This window comes from Micromonospora trifolii, assembly GCF_050516465.1.
Classification (GTDB): domain Bacteria; phylum Actinomycetota; class Actinomycetes; order Mycobacteriales; family Micromonosporaceae; genus Micromonospora; species Micromonospora trifolii.
In genome coordinates this window covers 3417471-3436898 of sequence record NZ_CP191526.1, presented here as the reverse complement: position 1 = coordinate 3436898, position 19428 = coordinate 3417471, and the positions used below count along the sequence as shown (strand labels likewise).

Here is a 19428-nt window from a genome sequence, read left to right as displayed (position 1 = left end):
ACGTTGGCTGGTCAGCATGGCTGAACTACGTACGGATCGCCTCGTCTTGCGCCGATGGCGTGACTCCGACCTTGAACCGTGGGCGGCCATGAATGCCGATCCCGAGGTCCGGGAGCACTTGGGCGACCTGCTTACCCGCGAACAGAGCGATGCCTCCGTGTCGCGGTTCCAGGCCGAGTTCGACCAGCGAGGCTACGGATGGTGGGCGGTTGAGGTGGAGGCCACGGGCGAGTTCATCGGCTTCGCGGGCTTGGATGACGTGGACGACGACATGCCGTTCACAGGAGTGGAGATCGGTTGGCGGCTCGCCCGCTCGGCCTGGGGCCAGGGCTACGCTACCGAGGGCGCGCTGACGGTCCTGGCCCACGGCTTTGACGCTCTTGAGCTTCCTGAGATCCTCGCTGTCACAACGGCCACCAACCTTCGTTCCCAGGCGGTGATGCGCCGGATCGGCATGACCCGGAACCCGGCTGACGACTTCGACGATCCCACCGAGCCCGAAGGGGCGCTGCGTCCGAACGTGCTGTATCGCATCGCTCGTAGTGCGGGGGTTTGACGGTCTCCGATTCGGCGCCCCGATTCGTCGAGCACCTGCCAGAGTGGTTCATGCCCTTGAGTACGTACCACCTCAGAGCCTCGGTCGCCGTGTCCGACATTCAGAAGGCCGTGGCCTTCTACGAAGGCGCGCTGGGCCTGCGGGCGCTGCGGTCCGGCCCCAGCGCCACCATCGCCGACGGCAGCCGCGTCTATGGCTCCGGTGGCGGTCCGGCGCTGAACGTGTACCAGTCGGTCACCGCCGGGAAGACCTCGGCGACGTTGGCGACGTGGTACGTCGACGACATCGACCAGATCGTCGATGAACTCACCTCGTCGGGCGTCGAGTTCGTTCGCTACGAGCAGTTCGAGCACGATGAGAAGGGGATTACCGCGCGGGCCGGAGGTGGACGTATCGCCTGGTTTCAGGACCCGGACGGCAACACCTTCGCTCTCGAAGCCGACGCGTGACCTCCACCTGAGCCAACCAATCCGGCTCAGGGCGTTGACGCCCTGAGCCGGATCAGCGTGCTAGTTGTCGGTCTTGCCGATCAGGTGACGTTGATGTCGCTGCACCACATGTAGGTCTGGTCCAGGTGCGACGCCCTCCAGAGCACGAACAGGATGTGGTTCCCACTGCGCGACGGGAGCGAGACGTTGAACGAGATGTTCTGCGCCGGCGCGTAGCGCCCGGTCGTCGTGATCAGGTCGAGGTTGCCCCACCCGAGCTTCTGGGTGGATGGGTTGAACCCCTGCTTGGTGACGTAGACCTGGAAGTAGTCAGCGCCGTGGCTGGCCTGGTCGTACAGCTGGACCGTGAGGTTGCGGCTGACGGTGGTCGTCTTCCACGCCCCGGGCTGGTTCACGCTGTCGTTCCTGGACAGGGCGTTGCTGCACAGCTGCCCGTCCGGGGTGCGAGCCTGGTACTGGCCCCCGAGGCCGTCGCGCAGCTGGCTCATCCAGTTCCACATGGTGTCGGGGTTGGCCTGGAACGCCCGCCAACACATGGGGTCTTGCTGCTGCATGGCGGGGTTCATGTGCTGGTTGCCCCACGCCTTCCAGCATTGGTAGGCGCGACTCATCGGGTTGATGATGGTGCCGTGGGCCTGGGCTGCCCCGGTGAAGGGCAGCATGCCGGCCACGATGGCGAACACCATGACGAACGCTCGCAGGGACCGACGGACTGGTGACCGGGATCGTCCGCCGGATCGATCGGACTTGAGTGAACGCACTGTTCATCCTCCGCTCTTCGGGACTACAAATCAGAATGGGAACGCTCCCAAACCAACTGTTGCATCTATCGAGTTAAATATCAATGCTTATCTATCTATGGTCGGATGTGGATCGAGCTGACCGGGGTGTCCGCAGCCGCCCGGTTCGGATCCGGGTGCGGGTAACGACCGCGCCATCGGTCGCCCGGCATGGTCACAGGTCGGCTGCGGCGTCGTATCGGCGGCGCTGGTCGGCCATCTCCGACTCGGTCAGCGCCTCCTTGAGCGCCAGATCCGCGTACTTGGGCGGGAGCATCTGCCGCACCCGGTCGGTGAACATGACCTCGGCGGTCGCCTCGACCACCTGGATGCCCGGAGGCTCGGTGGACATGTCCATGATCACGGGGCCGGCCAGTTTGACCGCCACGTCCCACGGGCGCTTCTGTTCGGCGACCCCGCAGAGGTGGAAGCCGTAGACCGTCCGCACGTCGGCGAGCGCGGTGGCCTCGGTCGGCTCGTAGCCGTAGACGCGGACCCCGCAGATCACTGCCGGCTTCTCCGTGGTGGCCGCCTGCTGGGCACCGTGTCCGGCGTGGTTGTGCTGCCCCGGGTCCGCCTGTTCGAGCGTGGTGCGCATCCGGGCCGTGATCTGCGTTTGCAGGTCCGCCGGTTTCGCCTCCGGGTCGGCCCGGTTGACCAGTACGACCGCGCCGGCCGACACCACCAGCAGGATCACCGCCACCCACACGAAGCGGTTCCGGTACCAACCCGCGAAGTTCTCTCGGGAAATCATGATTGCTTCTCACCTCGTCGCCGGTTCTGGTGCTGGCAGGCCGAATCGGACGTCCCCGGCGGGTCAGGCGTCGAGCGCGTCGGCCGTCGGGGACACGTGTCGGGATGTACCTACGGCGGGCGGGGATGATTGCCCGGCAAGATGCCCGTCGTCGTAGAGATGGCCCGGCGATCCGGCAGGCGAGCGTCCGCCAAGGGCGGCGCGCTGCCGGCGCTGCGATGCTCCCGTGCTGGCCGTTCCCAGCGCGGTTGCCCCCGCGCTGCGGCGATATCAGCCATTCCAACACGTCTGGATCGGCTTTGGCAACATCGACGAGCATCAGCGTGAATCCGGCCCGGTCTCCCGCTCCAGCGGTTGAGGATCACCGCCCCCGCAATGCCGCCTCTGTGGCCGCAGCGAAGCCATCGGGGTTGTCCAGCATGATGTTGTGGCCAGCCTCTGGTACGGCGACCACCCGCACGCCGGCATCGATCAGAGCGCGCGCACCTCTCGGCTCGTTGTCGGCCGGATGGAGGTATGTGCGCGGCACGGGCAGTTCGACCAGCAGCTCACGCATGGTGGGGGTGGTGCCGCGGCCGAGGTGTGCCGCAGTGCGATAAAGCGCCTCCGGGCCGGTAAGCCGCATCGTGGCCGCCCAGGCCGTGCCGACCCGGGTGAGCGTCTCGGACCGGCCGCCGCCATGGACGAACTGCTCCTCTGTGTAGCGGGCGCCGATGCCTTCGCCCGGAGGCTGCGGGTCGAGGGTGGCGTCCACCAGGACCAGTGCGGAGACAAGGTGCGGATGGCGGGACGCCAGGATGATGGCGACGGCGCCCCCCATGCTGTGTGCGATCACCTGCGCGGCGCCGACCCCGGCTGCCGACAGGGCGATAGCGAGGAGGTCGGCGTGCTCCTCCAGTGTGTACGAGGCATCGGTCGGCCGGTCGCTGATGCCGTGTCCGAGCAGGTCCATCAGCAGGCTGCGCTGTCCGCTGAGGGTGGGGTTGGTGGCCACCGCCGAGTAGTACGCCGGCGAGGAGGCGCCGAGCCCGTGCAGGTAGATCCGAGTGGGTTCGGTGCCGGGGAGTTCCACCCAGCGGATCGTCGTGCCATCTGGTCGAACCTGGGCGCCGCGCATCACATACCTCCTGACCCGTACCTCGTGTTCGAGGTATCTCTCGGCCGAGGTAAGCTAACACGGTGTTGGAGTTCGCGATAATGGGCTTCCTGGCCGACGCCCCGCTGCACGGCTACGAGCTGCGCAGGCGCGTGGCCGCACTCACCGGCCACGTCCGGCCGATCGCGGATGGGACGCTGTATCCGACGATCAAGCGCATGGAACGTGCGGGCTTGCTGCGCCGCGACGTACAGGCTGGCCAGATGGCAGCACCACGGCACGTGCTGACCCTGAGCCCGGCAGGGCAGGCGGAGTTGCTGCGTCAGCTCCGCGCACCCGACGAGCTGTTCATCACCGACGAGAACCGCTGGTTCACGCTGCTGGCCTTCCTGCACCACCTCGACGACCCGGCGGCCCAGGGGGCCGTGCTGCGCCGGCGGCTGATTTTCCTCACCCAGCCGGCGAGCTTCTTCTGGGACGGCGACCGGCCACTGCGCGCCGACGACTTCCCCGACGACCCCTTTCGCCGGGGACTGTTCCGCATCGCCACCGCCACCAGCCGCACGGAGATTGCCTGGCTGCGGGAAATGCTGACATCGCTCACGCGATGACCACCGGACCGGCTTCGGTAGGCCGACTGTCCGCAGCCCGTATCGACGCGCACATCTGCTGCTGGTCGTGCGCGCCGGCCTGCGGGGAACCCAAGCTGCCGTCCGGTGAGTGGGCTGCTTCGCGAACGTCATCGTGGTCTTACCAGCGGTATCCGAACAGATCGGCGGCGGGCGCAGCGGGGATCGGGATATGGTCCGTGACACCCGATTTGCCGTTTGTAAAAGGAAAGATATGAGTCGCTTGCCGTACGTGAACCCCGCCGACGCCCCGGCGCCGGTCCGCGAGGCGCTGCAGGCCGCGCTTCCCCTGAACTTCTTCCGCGTCATGGCCAACGCCGAGACGGCGTTTCCGGACTGGATGCGCTGGGGCGGCAGGCTGCTCACGGACCTGGCCCTCGACCCCCTGCTGCGCGAAATCGCGATCCTGCGAGTCGCCCAGCTGAGCGACGTCACATATGAGTGGGTCCAGCACGAGCCGATCGCCCGCTCCGTCGGCGCCACGGACGAGATGATCCACGCTCTCGGGCGCGACGAGATCGGGGCCGACTGTTTCTCACCAGACCAGCGGATCGTCCTGCGTTTCACGACCGAAGTTGTCCGTGACGTTCTTCCGCCCGACGACACCAACACCGCACTGACCGCGCTGCTCTCCCCGCGCGAGGTGGTCGAACTCCTGATGGTGATCGGGCAGTACATGATGATCGCCCGGGTCGCCGCAGTAACGGACCTGGACGTCGACAAGCCCATGGGCGCCGCCGTCTACGGTGTGCGGGCCTGACTAATGTCATGAGTATCCGTGCACCCCGCATCCAACGTCGTGACTAAGCGCACTGGAGCCCACCACGTCCCGTCGATGAGACTCGATCCAACGCCGGAACAACAGCCGGCCGAGTTCGAGGGGCGGCGAGACGGTGGACGAACGCTACGACAGCTACTGCGCCGCGGATCGGCTGTTCTACGACTCGCTCGGCAGCGCCGTCGCCCAGCCCGTCTTCCCGGCCGCCGAACGGCCGACGCCGACCGGCTGGCGGCGTGAGCCGCTCGACGACTGGCTGATCTACGCACCCGACGGCGGCTCGCTGCCGCAGCAGGGCTGGAAGATTCATGTGTCGGCGGGTCTGGCAAACGCCGAGCGGGTGCTGGACACGGTCTGGAACTACTGCGTCCCCCGTGGCCTGTCCTTCAAGTTCCTGCGCGGGCCGCGCACGCTGCTGCTGCGCAATTCCAAGTACGCCGCCCGGGCCGCGAGCGGCAAGTTCATCACTGTCTATCCGCGCGACGACGCTGAGCTGGAGCTGGCCTGCAAGGAGCTCGACGAACTGCTCACCGGCGAGCCTGGGCCGTACATCCTCAGTGATCTCCGCTACGGCGACGGCCCGGTCTACGTGCGCTACGGCGGCTTCGCCGCCCGCTACTGCCACTCGCCCGACGGCCAGGTGGTACCGGCGATCGAGGACGACGCCGGCACGCTGGTGCCGGACCGCCGGGAGCCCGTCTTTCACGTACCGTCCTGGGTCACCCTGCCCGACTTCCTCGGCCCGCACCTGGCCGCCCGGAGCGACACCAGCACCGACCAGGTGCCGTACCGGATCGAGCGGGTGATTCACTTCTCGAACGGCGGCGGGCTGTACGTGGGCAGGGACCTGCGTACCGACACCGAGGTGGTGCTGAAGGAGGCCCGACCGCACGCCGGCCTGGACGCCGACGGCACCGACGCCGTCGCCCGGCTGGCCCGCGAGGCGCAGGCCCTGCGGCAACTCGCCGACCTGCCGCAGGTGCCTCGGGTGCACGACGAGTTCGTCCTCGGCGAGCACCGGTTCCTCGCGCTCGAGTTCATCGAAGGCCGACCGCTGAACAAGGTGCTGGTCGACCGGTACCCGCTGATCGACGCCGACGCGACCGACGGCGACCGGGCGGCGTACGCCCGATGGGCCCGCCAGACCTACGAGCAGGTCGAATCCGTCGTGGCGGCAATCCACGAGCGCGGCCTGGTCTACGGGGACCTGCACCTGTTCAACATCATGATCCGGCCGGACGACCGGGTCGCCCTGGTCGACTTCGAGGTGGCCGCCCCGATCGCCGGGCACCGCCGACCCGGGCTGCGCAACCAGGGCTTCGCGGCACCGAGGGACCGCAGCGGGCCGGCGGTCGACCGGTACGCCCTGGCGTGCCTGCGATTGGCGCTGTTCCTGCCACTGACCCAGCTGGTCCGGCTCGCCCCGGCGAAGGTGGCTCACCTGGCCGACATCATCGCGGCGAACTTCCCGGTGCCGAGGTCCTTCCTCGATCCGGCGGTCGAGGAGATCACCGGTGAGCCGCGGGTCACCGCGGACCCGCGAGCGACTCTCGGCGCGGATGACTGGCACACCATGCGGGGCCGGCTGACGACGGCGATCGTGGCCAGCGCCACCCCGGAGCGCGACGACCGGCTCTTTCCCGGTGACATCGAGCAGTTCCGCAGCGGCGGCCTGAACCTCGCCCACGGGGCGGCGGGCGTGCTGTACGCGCTGGACAAGAGCGGTGCCGGGCGGTGGCCCGAGCACGAAGACTGGCTGGTGCGGCGGGCGACAGCGCCCCCGTCCGGCACCCGCTGCGGCTTCTACGACGGGCTGCACGGCGTCGCGTACGCACTCGTTCACCTCGGACGCCGGGAGGACGCGCTGGACGTTCTCGACATCTGCCTGCGGGAACCCCTGGACGGGCTCGACCACAGCCTGGCCAGCGGGCTGTCCGGGATCGCGCTCAACCTGGCCGAGCTGGCCGCGCATACCGGGGAGGTGTCGCTGCGCGACGCCGCCTGGCGCGCCGCCGAACGGGTGATCGGGCAGCTGGCCGACGACCCGGGCCCGGACGTCAGCGGCGGACGCAACCCGTACGCCGGGCTGTTGCGGGGCCGGACCGGACCGGCGCTGATGCTGTTGCGGCTCTACGAGCTCAGCGGCGACGACGAACTGTTGGAGCACGCCGCCACGGCGCTGCGTCAGGATCTGCGCCGGTGTGTGCTGCGCCCGGACGGTGCCCTCGAGGTCAATGAGGGCTGGCGCACCATGCCCTACCTGGCCCACGGCAGTGTCGGTATCGGGCTGGTCCTCGACCAGTACCTGCGCCACCGTGCCGACGACCGGTTCGCCGAGGCGAGCGCGGGGGTCCGCCGTGCGGCGCGCTCACCGTTCTACGCCCAGTCCGGGCTCTTCGCCGGCCGGGCCGGCATCATCGCCTACCTCGCCGCCTCGACCGACGACGCCGACCGCCGCGAACTCCGCGCGCAGCTGGATCGGCTGGCCTGGCACGCGCTGCCCTATCGGGAGGGGACCGCGTTCCCCGGTGAGCAGTTGCTGCGGCTCTCCATGGACTTCGGCACCGGTACCGCCGGCGTGCTGTACGCGCTGGCCAGCGCGCAACACGACCAGCCGCTGGCGCTGCCCTTCCTCGCGCCCCTTCCGGGCGCGAACAGACTCCCCCGCGACAGCGGGGGCGACCTGATCGGCGAACGGATGGAAGGGAGGTGAACGACATGGCACTTCTGGACCTCCAGGGCCTGGAGATGGCTCCGGCCGACCGCACCGGTGGCGGTAGCCGGGCGAGCCTGCTGCTCTGCGGCGACAGCTCGCTCTCCGTCACGACCTGCAACTGATCCACGCACACGTGGGGCCCTGGGTGGGTAGACGTGCCCACCCAGGGCAACCGCGTACCAACGGGAGGACCGATGCCGACGTTCGCCGTGGGGGACAGGCTGCTGCGGCAGACGGTCCTGGCGGGCGGCGGCTGGACCGCCGGACTCGCGGCGGTCGCGCTGCTCGGCGCGGCCGCCGAACTGTTGCTACCAGCGGCCCTCGGCCGCGCCGTCGACGCCGCCCTCACCGGCGGCTCCGGCTGGTGGGCGGTGTCCGCCTGCGCCCTGGTCGTCGTCCTCATCTGCGTCGACACCCTGACGGACCTGGCCAGCGGGTTCGGTGCGGCGCGCGCCACCGCCGGGCTGCGCCGGCGGCTACTGCGTCACCTGTTCGCCTTGGACGTCCGCGCCACCCGCCGGCACCCGGTAGGGGATCTCGTCGGCCGACTGGTCGGCCAGGCCGCCGACGCGGGACAGGCCGGCAACGCTGTGGTCCTGGCCATCGTGGCGGTGCTCCCGCCGCTCGGCAGCGTCGTCGCGCTCACCATCATGGAACCGGTCCTCGGGGTCACCCTGCTCGCCGGTCTCGGCCTGCTCGCCGTCCTCATGCGCGCCTTCGTGGCCGACGCCTCGACCGCGACCGCCGGGTACCAGCGGGTGCTCGGCAGCATCGCCGGCCGACTACTGGAGTCGCTGACGGGCGCCCGCACCATCGCCGCCGCCGGCACCACTCGCCGCGAGGAGGACCGGGTGCTGGCGGCCCTACCGGAACTGGACCGGCACGGCCGGCGCACCTGGGGACTGCTGGCCCGGGCGAGTGCCCGCACCTCGGCCGTGGCACCGCTGCTGAACCTGAGCGTCATCGCGGTCGGCGGGTACGCCCTGACCGCAGGCTGGCTCACGCCGGGTGAACTGGTCGCCGCGGTCCGGTACGCGGCCATGGGCGCCGGGCTCGGGGGAGTGCTCGCCACCCTGAACCACCTGGTCCGCAGCCGCGCGGGAGCACACCGGGTCGCCGAGCTGCTGACGCAGCCCGCCACGCCGGCAGGTGATCGGCGGCTTCCACCCGGCGGCGGCGCCCTGCGACTGCGGGGGGTGTGCGTGTACGCCGACGACGGCCGGCCCATTCTGGACGGCGTCGATTTGGACGTGCCGGCCGGCGCGACCGTGGCCGTCGTGGGAGCATCCGGTGCCGGCAAGTCGACCCTGGCGGCCGTTGCGGGACGGCTGTACGACCCCGACGGCGGTGAGGTGCGACTGGACGGGGTGCCGCTGCGGGACCTCGACGCGGCGGCGCTGCGACGGGCCGTCGGCTACGCCTTCGACCGGCCGGTGCTGATCGGCGCGACCGTCCACGACGCGATCGGCTTGGCACTGCCGGTCGACTCGGCGGCGCCGCCGGCCGATCAGAGCCCGGCCACGCCGACGGTTCTGCGGGCGGCCCGGATGGCGGCGGTCGCCGACGTGATCGACCGTCTGCCCAGCGGCTACCGCACCCCGCTGGTGGACACCCCGCTCTCCGGGGGCGAGACCCAACGCCTCGGCCTGGCCCGCGCGTTCGCCGCAGAGCGGCTGCTCATCCTGGATGACGCGACGTCGAGCCTCGACACCGCGACCGAGCATCGGATCACCGAGGCGGTTCTCGGTCGCGCCGGAGGGCGTACCCGACTGGTGGTCACTCACCGAGCCGCGGCGGCCGCGGCGGCCGACCTCGTCGCCTGGCTCGACGGCGGTCGGCTGCGCGGCGTGGCGCCGCACTGGCAACTGTGGACCGAACCGGACTACCGTGCCGTCTTCCAGCCGGCCGGCGGTGGATCGTGAGCCGTCCTGGCGTACGCCGGGTGACCTGGCGGGCGCTGCGGGCCCGCCGGCGGGAGCTCGCCGGGCTCGGCGGCTGGTCGCTTGTCGAGTCGCTGCCCGCGCTGCTCGCCGGCTACCTGGTCGCCCGCGCCGTCGACGAGGGTTTCCTGGCCGGACGTCTGCTCAACGGCCTGGCCTGGTTGGGGGTCCTCGCCGTGGCCGTGCTGGTCGGCGCCGCGGCCACCGGTCGGACGTACCGGAGCCTCGGCGCCGTGGTTGAGCCGTTCCGCGACGAGATGGCCGCCCAGGTGATCCGGGGCGCGCTCCGCGACGCCACCCGGGCGGGTGGCCGTGCGGACAGCGCCGCGGTGACCCGGCTGACCCACCAGATGGAGATCGTCCGCGACACCTTCGCCGGTCTGCTGATGGTGACCCGCGGTTTCCTCTTCTCCGCCGGCGCGGCCCTGCTCGGCCTGCTCGCCCTGGCGCCGGTGGTGGCGGCGCTGGCGGTCGCGCCGCTGGTCGCCGGTCTGGTCGTGTTTCTCGCCGCGCTGCCGGCGATGGTCACGCACCAGCGCGCCTACGTCCGGGCCGGTGAGCAGCTCGGCCAGTCGGCGGCGACCGCCCTGGCCGGTCACCGTGACGTACTGGCCTGCGGCGCCCAGACACGCGTGACGGCGGAGGTGGCCCGCTGGGTGTCGGCGCAGGCCGCCGCCGAACGCATGCTCGCCCGGATGGCGGCGATCCGCAGTCTCAGCCTCGGCATCGGCGGCTGGCTGCCACTGCTGGTGCTGATGGTGACCGCCCCGTGGCTGGTTGAGCGTGGTCTCACGGCCGGCGCGGTGCTGGGCGCGCTGATCTACGTCTCCACCGGGCTGCAACCCGCCCTGCACACCCTGGTGCAGGGCCTCGGCGGCGGCGGGCTCCGCTACGCGGTCACCCTGGAGAACATCCTGCGCACCTATCCGGTCTCCGACGACCAGCGCCCGTCAGCCCCCGCCGCCCGGATGCCCCGCTGCCGACCGCCCACCGGTCCCGCCGGCAGCCCGCCAGCCGTCGAGGTCCGGGGACTGACCTTCGGGTACGGCCCGCGCGCCCGGCCCGTCCTGCGGAACTTCTCGCTGACACTGGCCGACCGGGACCATCTCGCCGTGGTGGGCCCGAGCGGTGCGGGCAAGTCCACACTGGCCGCCCTGATGGCCGGTCTGGTGCCGCCGCAGGCAGGCACGGTCCACCTGGCCGGCGCGACGGTCGCCGAGGTTGAGCCGGCCGTCCTCGCCCGGATGCGAGTGCTGGTGCCCCAGGAGGCGTACGTCTTCACCGGCAGTCTCGCCGACAACCTCCGCTACCTCCGGCCGGACGCCGACGATCACACACTGGAGGTCGCCCTCGACGCGCTCGGCGCGCGTCCCCTGGCGACCCGCCTGGGCGGCCTGGGCGCGCCGGTCGCGCCGGCCCTGCTCTCCGCCGGCGAGCGGCAACTCATCGCGGCGGTCCGGGCCTGGCTGGCAGCCGCCCCGCTGGTGGTCCTCGACGAGGCGACCTGTCACCTGGACCCGGCGCTGGAGGCGACGGTCGAGGCCGCCTTCGCCCGGCGACCCGGCAGCCTCGTGGTGATCGCGCACCGGATCAGTTCCGCGCTGCGGGCCGGTCGGGTGCTGGTCCTCGACGGCGACGAGCCCCTGGTGGGAACGCACGAACAGTTGATGGCCCGCTCGGCCACCTACCGGGCGCTCGTCGGCTGCTGGGACGACTCGGCGGTGCCATCCCAGGTTGCGCCGTCGCGGCAGAGCTGAACCCCGCGCATCCGCGCCGGTCAGATCCAGCCGGCCTCGCCTGCCATCCGCACGGCCTCCACCCGGGTGCGCGCGCCCACCTTGCGGGCGATCCGACCGAGATGGTTTCGGACGGTGCCCCGGGTGAGCCCGAGCGACACCGCCACCTCCGCGACCGGCGCACCCGCGGCCGTCAGCCGCAACACCTCCGTCTCACGGCTGGTCAGGGGGCCGTCCGAGCGCAACGCCGCGACGACGAGATCCGCGTCGAGGACGGGCTCCCGGCGGGCGAGCCGACGGATGCCGTCGATGACCCGCTGAGGGGCCGCGTCACTGCGCAGAATGCCGATCGCCCTGGTCGGGCAGAGCATGCCTCGCAGCCGCCGGGCCCGATGCGGGTGAGCCAGCACCAGGACGGGGCACCGGCCGAGGCGGTCGGGATCGACTCCCTCGACGAGATCGAGATCGGCCACCACCACGTCGGGTCGTTGGGCGTGAACGGCTGCGGAGACCGCGTCGCTGCGATCCACCTCCGCCACGACACGGATGTCGTCCTCGGCAGCGAGGACGAACGACAGCGCGCCCAGAACCAGGGCACCGTCCAAGGCGAGCAGGGTACGGATCACGATGAACCTTCCCGCACTGCGATGGCTGGTCACACAACGTCAACATTCAAACACGCATCCGGCGGGGCTGCACGGCGACGGGGGCGGGTCCGGTCATCTTCACCGGACCCGCCCCGACGGCTAAAGCCAGCCGTTACGCCTCGCGCGCGACACCGCCTCCAACCGGTTGCGAGCCCCGGTCTTGCGCAGAATCACCGACAGGTGATTGCGCACCGTCCCGTGGGCCAGGTAGAGGCGGACGGCGATCTCCTTGAGGGGTAGACCCTCGGCCGCCATCCGCAGCACGTCCATCTCTCGGGGCGTCAACGGCATCTCCGGGGGACTCAGCACCGCGACCGCGGCGGCCGGGTCGATTGCGCGCTCCCCGGCCGCGAGCGCGCGGATCGCCCGCACCAACTCGGCCAGCGAGCTGTCCTTCCCGACCAGGCCGCGCGCGCCAGCTGCCAGCGCCGCCTCCACCAGCGCCGGACTCCACCGAGGGCTCATCGCCAGCACGGCGGCGTGCGGCGCCTCGACGTCGATCCGGGCGACCACCTCCACCGGGTCGGGCAGTTCCGGTGTCAGTGCCAGCACCACCACCTGTGGTCGGCACCGCCGGACCACCGTCAACAACTCGCCGACACCCTCGACGTCGGCGACCACCTTCATGTCCTCCTCGCGTGACAGCGCGGCGCAGAGCGCCCCGCGGAGCAAACCCATGTCCTCGGCGATGACAACGTGGATCACCACGTTTCTCCGATCTCAGGTACGCGTCACGACGGCCACCGATCCCGGAAGGTCCACGGGTTGGTCAGGTCGGTCGTGCGCTACAGACGGGTAGGCATCGGCCCGCCGCACCGTCACGGCGGACGGGCGGGGGCACTGGTCGACCGACCAGCGGTGGGACAGGCCGCTCGGGCCAGCCGCCGGGGTCGGTCGATCCGGCTCAGCCCGGGCGGGCGATCGCAGACGGAGTTCGGCTCTCGGCCAGGAGCGGCACGGGATCGCAGGGCTGCCCGGCAGCGAGGTGCGACTGCCGGTCGAGCGGCCGGACCAGCCCCGGCCCAGGAGTGGATCCATCGTCGACGCCGGCGGCATCCTGGTCGGCGGGCGCGACGGGCTGGTCAGAAGGCTCACCTCCCGCGTCCACCAGTGCCGGGTGTGCGGCGAGGTGCCCCGTCGGGGCCGTGGCACGCGCGGGGCCGACGACGGACAACCGCGGTGGCGCGGCCGGGGCCGGCGGCGCTTCGGCGCGTACGGGGGTCAGCGCCGGACCCGTCGGTGGTGGCGGAACTGTCGGTACGGGAGCCGGGTGGGTCACCGGCACGGCGGACGGCCCGAGCACTGGGGGAGCGGGCAGTGGAGGTGTCGCCCCCGGAACGGTCACGGGGCAGGGAGCGGGTGGTAGGACGGCATCGGCGACCCGGAGGAGCGCCATGACGACGGGCCGGATCGGCACGGTGCTCACGACATCGACGACGTACGGCAGGGGGGCGGTGATCGGGCCCACCACTGGTAGCTCGCCTGGTCCGTGCCGCGCGGGCGGCTTGGGTGCGGCGGTGGCTGGCTTTCGTGCTGGATCGGCGGCCGGCCGCGACAGCCCGACACGGTGAGCTGGACGATGAGCCGCGCGAGCTACGGAGGCCGGCAGGAGCTTTTCGCGCTCCGCCACCGCGCCGGGTGGGACGGGTGCGCCGAGCCTCGGCGCACCCGTCAACCGTCGAGGCTCCGTCGAGGGTGGCTTGTCGCGGGGGACGACGGCGCCACCGGTGGGCCCTGCCGGCGGGGTACGGAGCCCTTGGCGGCGACTGTCGTCGGCGCCGGCGGCTCGGTGGCGGTCCTGGTTGGGGCGCTCGGCGACCGTGAGCCGCGCGACCGACTCGACCAGACCGTCGATCGTCCGATGAGGCTCGTCACCGGACCCGCTGCGCAACCCGTCGGCGGCGGCCGGCCCCTGAAACAGGGCGGCCACCACGAAACCGGCCCCGACGGCGGCCGCGATCAGCACCAGCCGCCGGACGAGCCTGCGCAGCCGGCCGGCCACAAGCGGCGCGGATCGGCCCGGCGTAGACGTCGGCGCGGTTCCGTTGACGGGACTTCGCACGCGGGCACGGCTCCTTCCCTCTGGATTGCTGACCCATAGTAGCGATGCGCTCACGTAGTTGCATCCAGTGATGTGCGCGTCCGTTGACGGAATGCGGACGCACCACGTCCGCCGCTCCGTCCGGCACCGGCCCGTCGGCGGCCGCCGGAGGCGCGGGTGCACCGGTGGCCAGGACGGCAGGGTCACGGCCCACCCGCCCGTGTCAGGTGAACGGTCCGGATCACCCTGGCCTGGCCTGGCCTGCTCGAACGTTCCGGACCGGGGAACACCGCTTACGCGGGTGGCGGCGCGGTCGACCCTCGGATCCGCAGCGATGGGCTGATGACGATCCGGTGGGTGGGGCGGTCGGGGTCGGCGAGCCGGTCGGCGACGAGACGCACGGCGGCTCGCCCGATCGAGCGTCGCGGCGGTCGGACCGCGGTCAGCGGCGGGCTGAAGAGGCCGGCGACCTCGTCGTCGTACGCCACGATGGAGAGGTCGCCGGGAACGGACAGGTGCCGCTCCTCGCAGTGCTGCACCAGCGCGATCGCCTCGGCGTCGGCGTGCACCAGCAGCGCCGTCGTCCCGGTCGCCTGGCACTGGTCGAGGATGCTGTTGAGGACGGTGTCCCGCTCCGGTGACCGTGCGTCGGGTACCACAGCCACCACCGTCGCGTCCGGGTCGAGGCCGCACTCGGTCGTGGCGTCGAGCCAGCCGCGCCGTACGTGCTGGCTGGTGGGGCTGTTGGCGTCGAGCACCAGGCCGACCTTGCGGTGTCCGAGCGAGGTGAGGTGGCGCACCGCCATGGCCGCGCCGAGCGCGTGGTCGGTGACCACCGACTCCATGACCGCGTGGTGGCTGCCTACCGTGGCGGTGCGTTCCAGCAGGACGACCGGGACGCCGACCTGGTCGAGCCACTCGATGGTGCGCTCGGCGCTCGGTGCGTCCATGCTCGGCGCGATGATCAGCGCGTCGACGCCCATCCGCTCCACGAGGCGGGCCAGCTGCGGCTGGTCGTCCTCACTGTCGTAGGAGGAGCCGCGCAAGACCACACGCATGTCCAGCTCGCGGGCGGCTCCCTCGACACCGCGAGCCACGTCCGGCCAGTAGTAGTCCAACGAGGGTACGAGCATGCCGAGGGCGCGCCCGGCCAGCGGGTCCAGGCCTGCGGCGAGTGGCTCGTCGGCTGCCGGGGCGTCGTCCGGCAGGATCAGGGCGACGCCACCGTGGACGCGGCGCACCAACCCTTCGGCGGCCAGCTCCGCGATGTCGCGCCGGATGGTGACCGGCGCGGCGCCCAGCACGTGGGACAGGTCAGAGATGCGCATCGAGCCGTCCCGTTGCAGGGCTGCCAACAGTTGCTGGCGGCGGGCGACCTGAAGCGGCCCTCGGGACCCCTCCGCCGCGGCGACGACAGGACTGTCCTTGGTCATGGGGGACCTCCGAGGAACGCTTCGTGCGGCGAGAGCTCTTGCAGGGTGCGGGCGAGCTCGCCGGCCGGGTCGAACGCGGTGACGTCGACCGCGAGCCGGATCGGCTGATCTCCCCATCCGTCGAAGAGCATAGGAGTCGTGCTCCGCCGGGTTGTCGCGGCGCACGGCGCCGTCCGGTGACCGCGCCACGCCGCACCGACCGGGTCTGCGAAGCGGTCTGCGACCGTCATGACTCCTCGGACGGTGGAGCGGCTATGAACGATTGTGATCGTATCAGAGCACTTGGCGCGTCAAGGCGGCGTTGTGCGCTCCCTTGATCGGTTGTGTTCGCATCGGTTTGAGAACGGCATTGACTTGCTCCTTTGTGAGCGTTTTACTTCGGAAACCCGGCGGATGCCTGCACGTCACATTCATGGGCAACACCCCGCTCGCCACATTCCACGGAGACGGCTCGATGCGACAGGACCTCGGATGACGTTCGGGACGGCCGACCGGCTGGCACCGGGGACGAACCCGGATGCCCCCGCCGCCGCGACCTGGCACCGGGATGACTGGTTGGCCCTCGCCGACCGGATGCTCGCCGCCACCCGGCCGTTCGCGTCGCCCGGCCACGCCCTCGTCACCTTTCCCGGCCCGGAGGGCGGTTACGGGCGAGCCATCGACGGCCTGGAGGGGTTCGCTCGCACCTTCCTGCTGGCCGGCTTCCGCATCGCCGGTGCCCGGGGCATCGGCGTGGACGAGCTCGTGGACCGGTACGCGGCTGGTATCGCCGCCGGCACCGATCCGACGTCTCCGGACCGTTGGGTGCGCTTGGACGAGCACCCCCAGGCCAAGGTGGAGGCTGCCTCCATCGCGCTGGTCCTGGACCTGACCCGCCCGTGGATCTGGGACCGGATGCCGTCCACTGTGCGGGAGCGGGTAGTGGACTATCTGCGCCCGGCGGTCGGCGACGACACGTACCCACGGATCAACTGGGTCTGGTTCCGGCTGGTCGTACAGACGTTCCTGCGTTCGGTTGGCGGGCCGCACTCGCTCGACGAGATGAACGAGGACCTGCGTACGCACGACGGCTTCGCCCGCGGGGACGGCTGGATGTCCGACGGGCCGCACCGCGCCTACGACCACTACGTGGGCTGGGCCCTGCACCTCTACCCGACGTTGTGGGCCCGGATGGCCGGCGCAGCGGACCTGGCCGAGCAGCGCCGCGAACGGGACCTGGCCGGCCTCGACCGCTTCCTGAGCGACGCGGTCACGCTCGTGGGCGCCGACGGATCACCGTTGATCCAGGGGCGAAGCCTGACCTACCGTTTCGCCGCGGCGGCGCCGTTCTGGGTCGGCGCCATCGCCGGCGTGCCCTCGGTCAGCCTCGGCCGGTTGCGCGGCGCGGCCACCCGCATCGTGCGTCACTTCGTCGCCAACGGCGCCCTGGACGAACGCGGCTTACTCACCCTCGGCTGGCACGCGCCGTGGCCGCACCTTGCGCAGTCGTACTCCGGGCCGGGCTCGCCGTACTGGGCCAGCAAGGGACTGCTCGGCATCGCGCTACCCGCCGACCATCCGGTGTGGACTACTGCGGAGGAGCCGCTGCCGGTGGAGGAGCGGGATGCGGTGCGGGCGATCCACGCGCCAGGCTGGCTGGTCTCTGGCACCCGTGCCGACGGCATCGTCCGCGTCGTCAACCACGGCACCGACCACGCCGTCGAGGGTGCCACCGTCTCAGACTCCCCGCTCTACGCCCGACTGGGCTACTCCACCGCCACCACCCCGGTCCTCGACGACAGCGGTTGGGCCAGTCCGCTCGACCAGTCCGTCACTCTCGTCGACGGCGCGGGCCGGGTCACCCACCGCGCCGGCATGCGCCTGCTGACCGTCTACGTCGACACCGACGGCGTGGGCGTGGCCGGGTCACGTGCCCTCGCCCACTGGGTCGACCCGGATCCGGGTCAGCGCGACCACGGCGGCGGTCGCGTGGGTCGGTCCCAACCGGCCGGGCACCTCACGGTGTATTCGCTGGTCCGCGGCCCCTGGGAGCTACGTCTGACCCGCGTTGACGGCCTCGTCGACGGCGTCGAGGCGGCTGCGCTGCGGCTACGGGTCGGCGGCTGGGCGATTGCCGGGAATGCGACGGCCACCGCCGGCGGCGGTGTGGCGGTCGTGACGGGGGCCGACCTGACCAGCTGGCTCGAGAGCGTTCGCGGTGGCGGAACAGCCGGCGTCACTGCCGTTCCGCACGGCGGGCCCCTGGCCGGCGGGCTGGTCGTGCCATGGCTGGACCACCCCGTCCGGCCGGGCGCATGGGTCGCCACCTTCAGCGAGCTGTCGAGGGTGCCGGTGGCCACGGCCGGGCAGGCATGCCAGGCCGTGGTCGACGAGGACGGCCACGGCCTCCACCTGGCGGTCGACTGGCCCGACGGGATCAGCACGTCGACCCGTCTGGACACGGAGCATGCCAGGCCCACCCAGGCGTCCTGGTAGCAGTGCGGGCCCGTCCGGGCCCCTTGACCTAAGGAGAAAGGGATGAAGCGTGCGATACCGGCCGTCATCAGCGCTGCGACGGCCCTGACGCTCGTTCTCGCCGGCTGCGGGGGCGGAGACGAGCCAGTCGACCCCAATGCCCCGGTGACGATCACCCTGGCTGGCTGGAGCCTGTCGTCCACGCCCGAGTTCAAGACGCTCGCCGACGGCTTCAAGGCGACCCACCCGAACGTGACGGTGGAGCTCAAGGAGTACGCCCCAGGCAACGACTACGACACCCAGATGATCACGGACCTGGCCGCCGGCACCGCCCCGGACGTCTACGTCATGAAAAACCTCAAGAACTTCTACACGTACCAGAGCGGTGGTCAGCTGCTCGACGTCTCCGACGCCACCTCCGGTCTCGGCTCGAGCCCGGCGCTCGCGTCGTACCAGGTGGATGGCAAGGCGTACGCGGTGCCGTACCGGCAGGACTCGTGGGTGTTGTTCTACAACAAGGACCTGTTCGCGAAGGCGAAGGTGGCGCCGCCGGACGGTAGCTGGACCTGGGACGACTACACCGACGCGACGAAGCGACTGCACACCGGGCTGAAGGGGGCCGGTTCGAACGCGACCGGCGCGTACCAGCACACCTTCCAGTCGACAGTGCAGGGATTCGCGCTCGCCCAGACCCCCAACGCGGACCTGCTCTCCGGAGACTTCGGCTACCTGAAGCCGTACTACGAGCGGTCACTGGACCTGCAGGCGGCCGGCGCGCAGCCGACCTTCGGCACCGCGAAGACCAACAAACTCACCTACCAGGCGCAGTTCGGCAAGCAGCAGTCGGCGATGCTGCTGATGGGCACCTGGTACGTGGCCACGCTGCTCAACCAGCGACAGAGCGGTGACGCCGACAAGTTCCAGTGGGGGATCGCCCCGGCGCCGCAGTTCGACAAGTCCACCACCGGCACCTCCGCCACACCGGTCACCTTCGGTGACCCGACCGGCCTGGGGATCAACCCGAAGATCAGCAAGTCCAAGGCCGCCGCGGCCAAGGCCTTCCTCCAGTACGCGGCCGGGCCGGATGCCGGCAAGGCGCTGGCCGGGATCGGCATCACCCCGGCCCAGGTCACCGACGCGGTTACCGCGAGCCTGTTCGGGCTGGACGGCGTACCGCAGGACGACCTGTCGAAGTTCGCCTACACCAAGCACACCATCAAGCCGGAGAACCCGGTGTCGAAGCACACCGCCGGCCTGCAGAACCTCCTCAACGAGACGCACTCGGCGATCCTCTCCGACAGCAAGGGCGTCGACGCGGAGCTGAGCAAGGCGCAGACCCGCGCCAAGAACGAGGTCCTCAACCAGTGAGCTGGTGGCGGGTCCGGCGCGCCTGAGCCGCACGCCGGTCCCGCCACCATGC

General features: G+C 71.2%; 16 protein-coding genes. 10 read left to right on the top strand and 6 right to left on the bottom strand.

The window, feature by feature from the left end:
- Positions 1-16: 16 nt before the first annotated feature.
- Both ACQRWP_RS15715 and ACQRWP_RS15710 read left to right on the top strand, forming a co-directional pair.
- Positions 17-556 (top strand): GNAT family N-acetyltransferase, encoded by a 540-nt coding sequence (locus ACQRWP_RS15715; protein WP_430502977.1) that lies wholly within the window; start codon positions 17-19, stop codon positions 554-556.
- Complete coding sequence (locus ACQRWP_RS15710) at positions 553-1005, top strand: VOC family protein (protein ID WP_430502976.1); 453 nt, start codon at positions 553-555, stop codon at positions 1003-1005. The genes ACQRWP_RS15715 and ACQRWP_RS15710 overlap by 4 nt, the downstream gene beginning before the upstream one ends.
- An 80-nt stretch (positions 1006-1085) precedes the next feature.
- Here the strand turns inward: ACQRWP_RS15710 and ACQRWP_RS15705 are convergent, their stop codons facing one another.
- The 3 genes from ACQRWP_RS15705 to ACQRWP_RS15695 all read right to left on the bottom strand — a co-directional run bounded on the left by ACQRWP_RS15705 (position 1086) and on the right by ACQRWP_RS15695 (position 3655).
- Positions 1086-1691, bottom strand: coding sequence for a lytic polysaccharide monooxygenase auxiliary activity family 9 protein (locus tag ACQRWP_RS15705; protein ID WP_238680842.1), 606 nt, complete (start codon positions 1689-1691; stop codon positions 1086-1088).
- Between the two features lie 268 nt (positions 1692-1959).
- Positions 1960-2538 (bottom strand): hypothetical protein, encoded by a 579-nt coding sequence (locus ACQRWP_RS15700; protein WP_430502975.1) that lies wholly within the window; start codon positions 2536-2538, stop codon positions 1960-1962.
- A 361-nt stretch (positions 2539-2899) separates the two neighbouring features.
- Entirely contained in the window at positions 2900-3655 is a 756-nt protein-coding gene (locus ACQRWP_RS15695; RefSeq protein ID WP_430502974.1) for an alpha/beta fold hydrolase, read from the bottom strand.
- 62 nt (positions 3656-3717) lie between these two features.
- On the opposite strand from ACQRWP_RS15695, the gene ACQRWP_RS15690 reads away from it, so the two are divergent.
- The 6 genes from ACQRWP_RS15690 to ACQRWP_RS15665 all read left to right on the top strand — a co-directional run bounded on the left by ACQRWP_RS15690 (position 3718) and on the right by ACQRWP_RS15665 (position 11454).
- Positions 3718-4245: a PadR family transcriptional regulator gene (locus tag ACQRWP_RS15690; protein ID WP_430502973.1), complete on the top strand. Its 528-nt coding sequence runs from the start codon at positions 3718-3720 to the stop codon at positions 4243-4245.
- Positions 4246-4354: 109 nt separating this feature from the next.
- Positions 4355-5023: a carboxymuconolactone decarboxylase family protein gene (locus tag ACQRWP_RS15685; protein ID WP_430502972.1), complete on the top strand. Its 669-nt coding sequence runs from the start codon at positions 4355-4357 to the stop codon at positions 5021-5023.
- A gap of 133 nt (positions 5024-5156) precedes the next feature.
- Positions 5157-7754, top strand: a complete 2598-nt coding sequence (gene lanKC / locus ACQRWP_RS15680; protein ID WP_430502971.1) for a class III lanthionine synthetase LanKC — start codon at positions 5157-5159, stop codon at positions 7752-7754.
- 5 nt (positions 7755-7759) lie between these two features.
- A complete protein-coding gene (locus ACQRWP_RS15675) occupies positions 7760-7879 on the top strand; it encodes a SapB/AmfS family lanthipeptide (RefSeq protein WP_013734295.1) in 120 nt (39 codons plus the stop codon).
- Between the two features lie 72 nt (positions 7880-7951).
- Complete coding sequence (locus ACQRWP_RS15670) at positions 7952-9679, top strand: ABC transporter ATP-binding protein (RefSeq protein WP_430502970.1); 1728 nt, start codon at positions 7952-7954, stop codon at positions 9677-9679.
- Positions 9676-11454, top strand: a complete 1779-nt coding sequence (locus ACQRWP_RS15665) for an ATP-binding cassette domain-containing protein (protein WP_430502969.1) — start codon at positions 9676-9678, stop codon at positions 11452-11454. Before ACQRWP_RS15670 ends, ACQRWP_RS15665 begins: the two co-directional genes overlap by 4 nt.
- Positions 11455-11474: 20 nt before the next feature.
- Here ACQRWP_RS15665 and ACQRWP_RS15660 read toward each other — a convergent pair whose 3' ends face one another.
- The 3 genes from ACQRWP_RS15660 to ACQRWP_RS15650 form a co-directional block, all read right to left on the bottom strand.
- Positions 11475-12059 (bottom strand): response regulator transcription factor, encoded by a 585-nt coding sequence (locus ACQRWP_RS15660; protein ID WP_430502968.1) that lies wholly within the window; start codon positions 12057-12059, stop codon positions 11475-11477.
- A gap of 120 nt (positions 12060-12179) precedes the next feature.
- Positions 12180-12785, bottom strand: a complete 606-nt coding sequence (locus ACQRWP_RS15655; RefSeq protein ID WP_430502967.1) for a response regulator transcription factor — start codon at positions 12783-12785, stop codon at positions 12180-12182.
- Between the two features lie 1629 nt (positions 12786-14414).
- The gene (locus ACQRWP_RS15650) at positions 14415-15554 is read right to left on the bottom strand and encodes a substrate-binding domain-containing protein (protein WP_430502966.1); all 1140 of its coding nucleotides are present in this window, start codon (positions 15552-15554) and stop codon (positions 14415-14417) included.
- A gap of 471 nt (positions 15555-16025) precedes the next feature.
- Between ACQRWP_RS15650 and ACQRWP_RS15645 the strand changes: the two genes are divergently transcribed.
- Both ACQRWP_RS15645 and ACQRWP_RS15640 read left to right on the top strand, forming a co-directional pair.
- Positions 16026-18029: a DUF2264 domain-containing protein gene (locus ACQRWP_RS15645; RefSeq protein ID WP_430502965.1), complete on the top strand. Its 2004-nt coding sequence runs from the start codon at positions 16026-16028 to the stop codon at positions 18027-18029.
- 42 nt (positions 18030-18071) lie between these two features.
- Positions 18072-19376 carry an ABC transporter substrate-binding protein gene (locus tag ACQRWP_RS15640; RefSeq protein ID WP_430502964.1) on the top strand — a complete coding sequence of 435 codons (1305 nt, stop codon included), beginning with the start codon at positions 18072-18074 and terminating at the stop codon, positions 19374-19376.
- The last annotated feature ends 52 nt before the right edge of the window (positions 19377-19428 follow it).

What these genes read in the sequence shown, in the direction of transcription:
- ACQRWP_RS15715 (WP_430502977.1), top strand. Translation starts at nt 17, where the DNA reads ATGGCTGAACTACGTACGGATCGCCTCGTCTTGCGCCGATGGCGTGAC.
- ACQRWP_RS15705 (WP_238680842.1), bottom strand. Translation starts at nt 1,691, where the DNA reads ATGGTGTTCGCCATCGTGGCCGGCATGCTGCCCTTCACCGGGGCAGCC.
- ACQRWP_RS15700 (WP_430502975.1), bottom strand. Translation starts at nt 2,538, where the DNA reads ATGATTTCCCGAGAGAACTTCGCGGGTTGGTACCGGAACCGCTTCGTG.
- ACQRWP_RS15695 (WP_430502974.1), bottom strand. Translation starts at nt 3,655, where the DNA reads ATGCGCGGCGCCCAGGTTCGACCAGATGGCACGACGATCCGCTGGGTG.
- ACQRWP_RS15675 (WP_013734295.1), top strand. Translation starts at nt 7,760, where the DNA reads ATGGCACTTCTGGACCTCCAGGGCCTGGAGATGGCTCCGGCCGACCGC.
- ACQRWP_RS15670 (WP_430502970.1), top strand. Translation starts at nt 7,952, where the DNA reads ATGCCGACGTTCGCCGTGGGGGACAGGCTGCTGCGGCAGACGGTCCTG.
- ACQRWP_RS15650 (WP_430502966.1), bottom strand. Translation starts at nt 15,554, where the DNA reads ATGACCAAGGACAGTCCTGTCGTCGCCGCGGCGGAGGGGTCCCGAGGG.
- ACQRWP_RS15645 (WP_430502965.1), top strand. Translation starts at nt 16,026, where the DNA reads ATGACGTTCGGGACGGCCGACCGGCTGGCACCGGGGACGAACCCGGAT.
- ACQRWP_RS15640 (WP_430502964.1), top strand. Translation starts at nt 18,072, where the DNA reads ATGAAGCGTGCGATACCGGCCGTCATCAGCGCTGCGACGGCCCTGACG.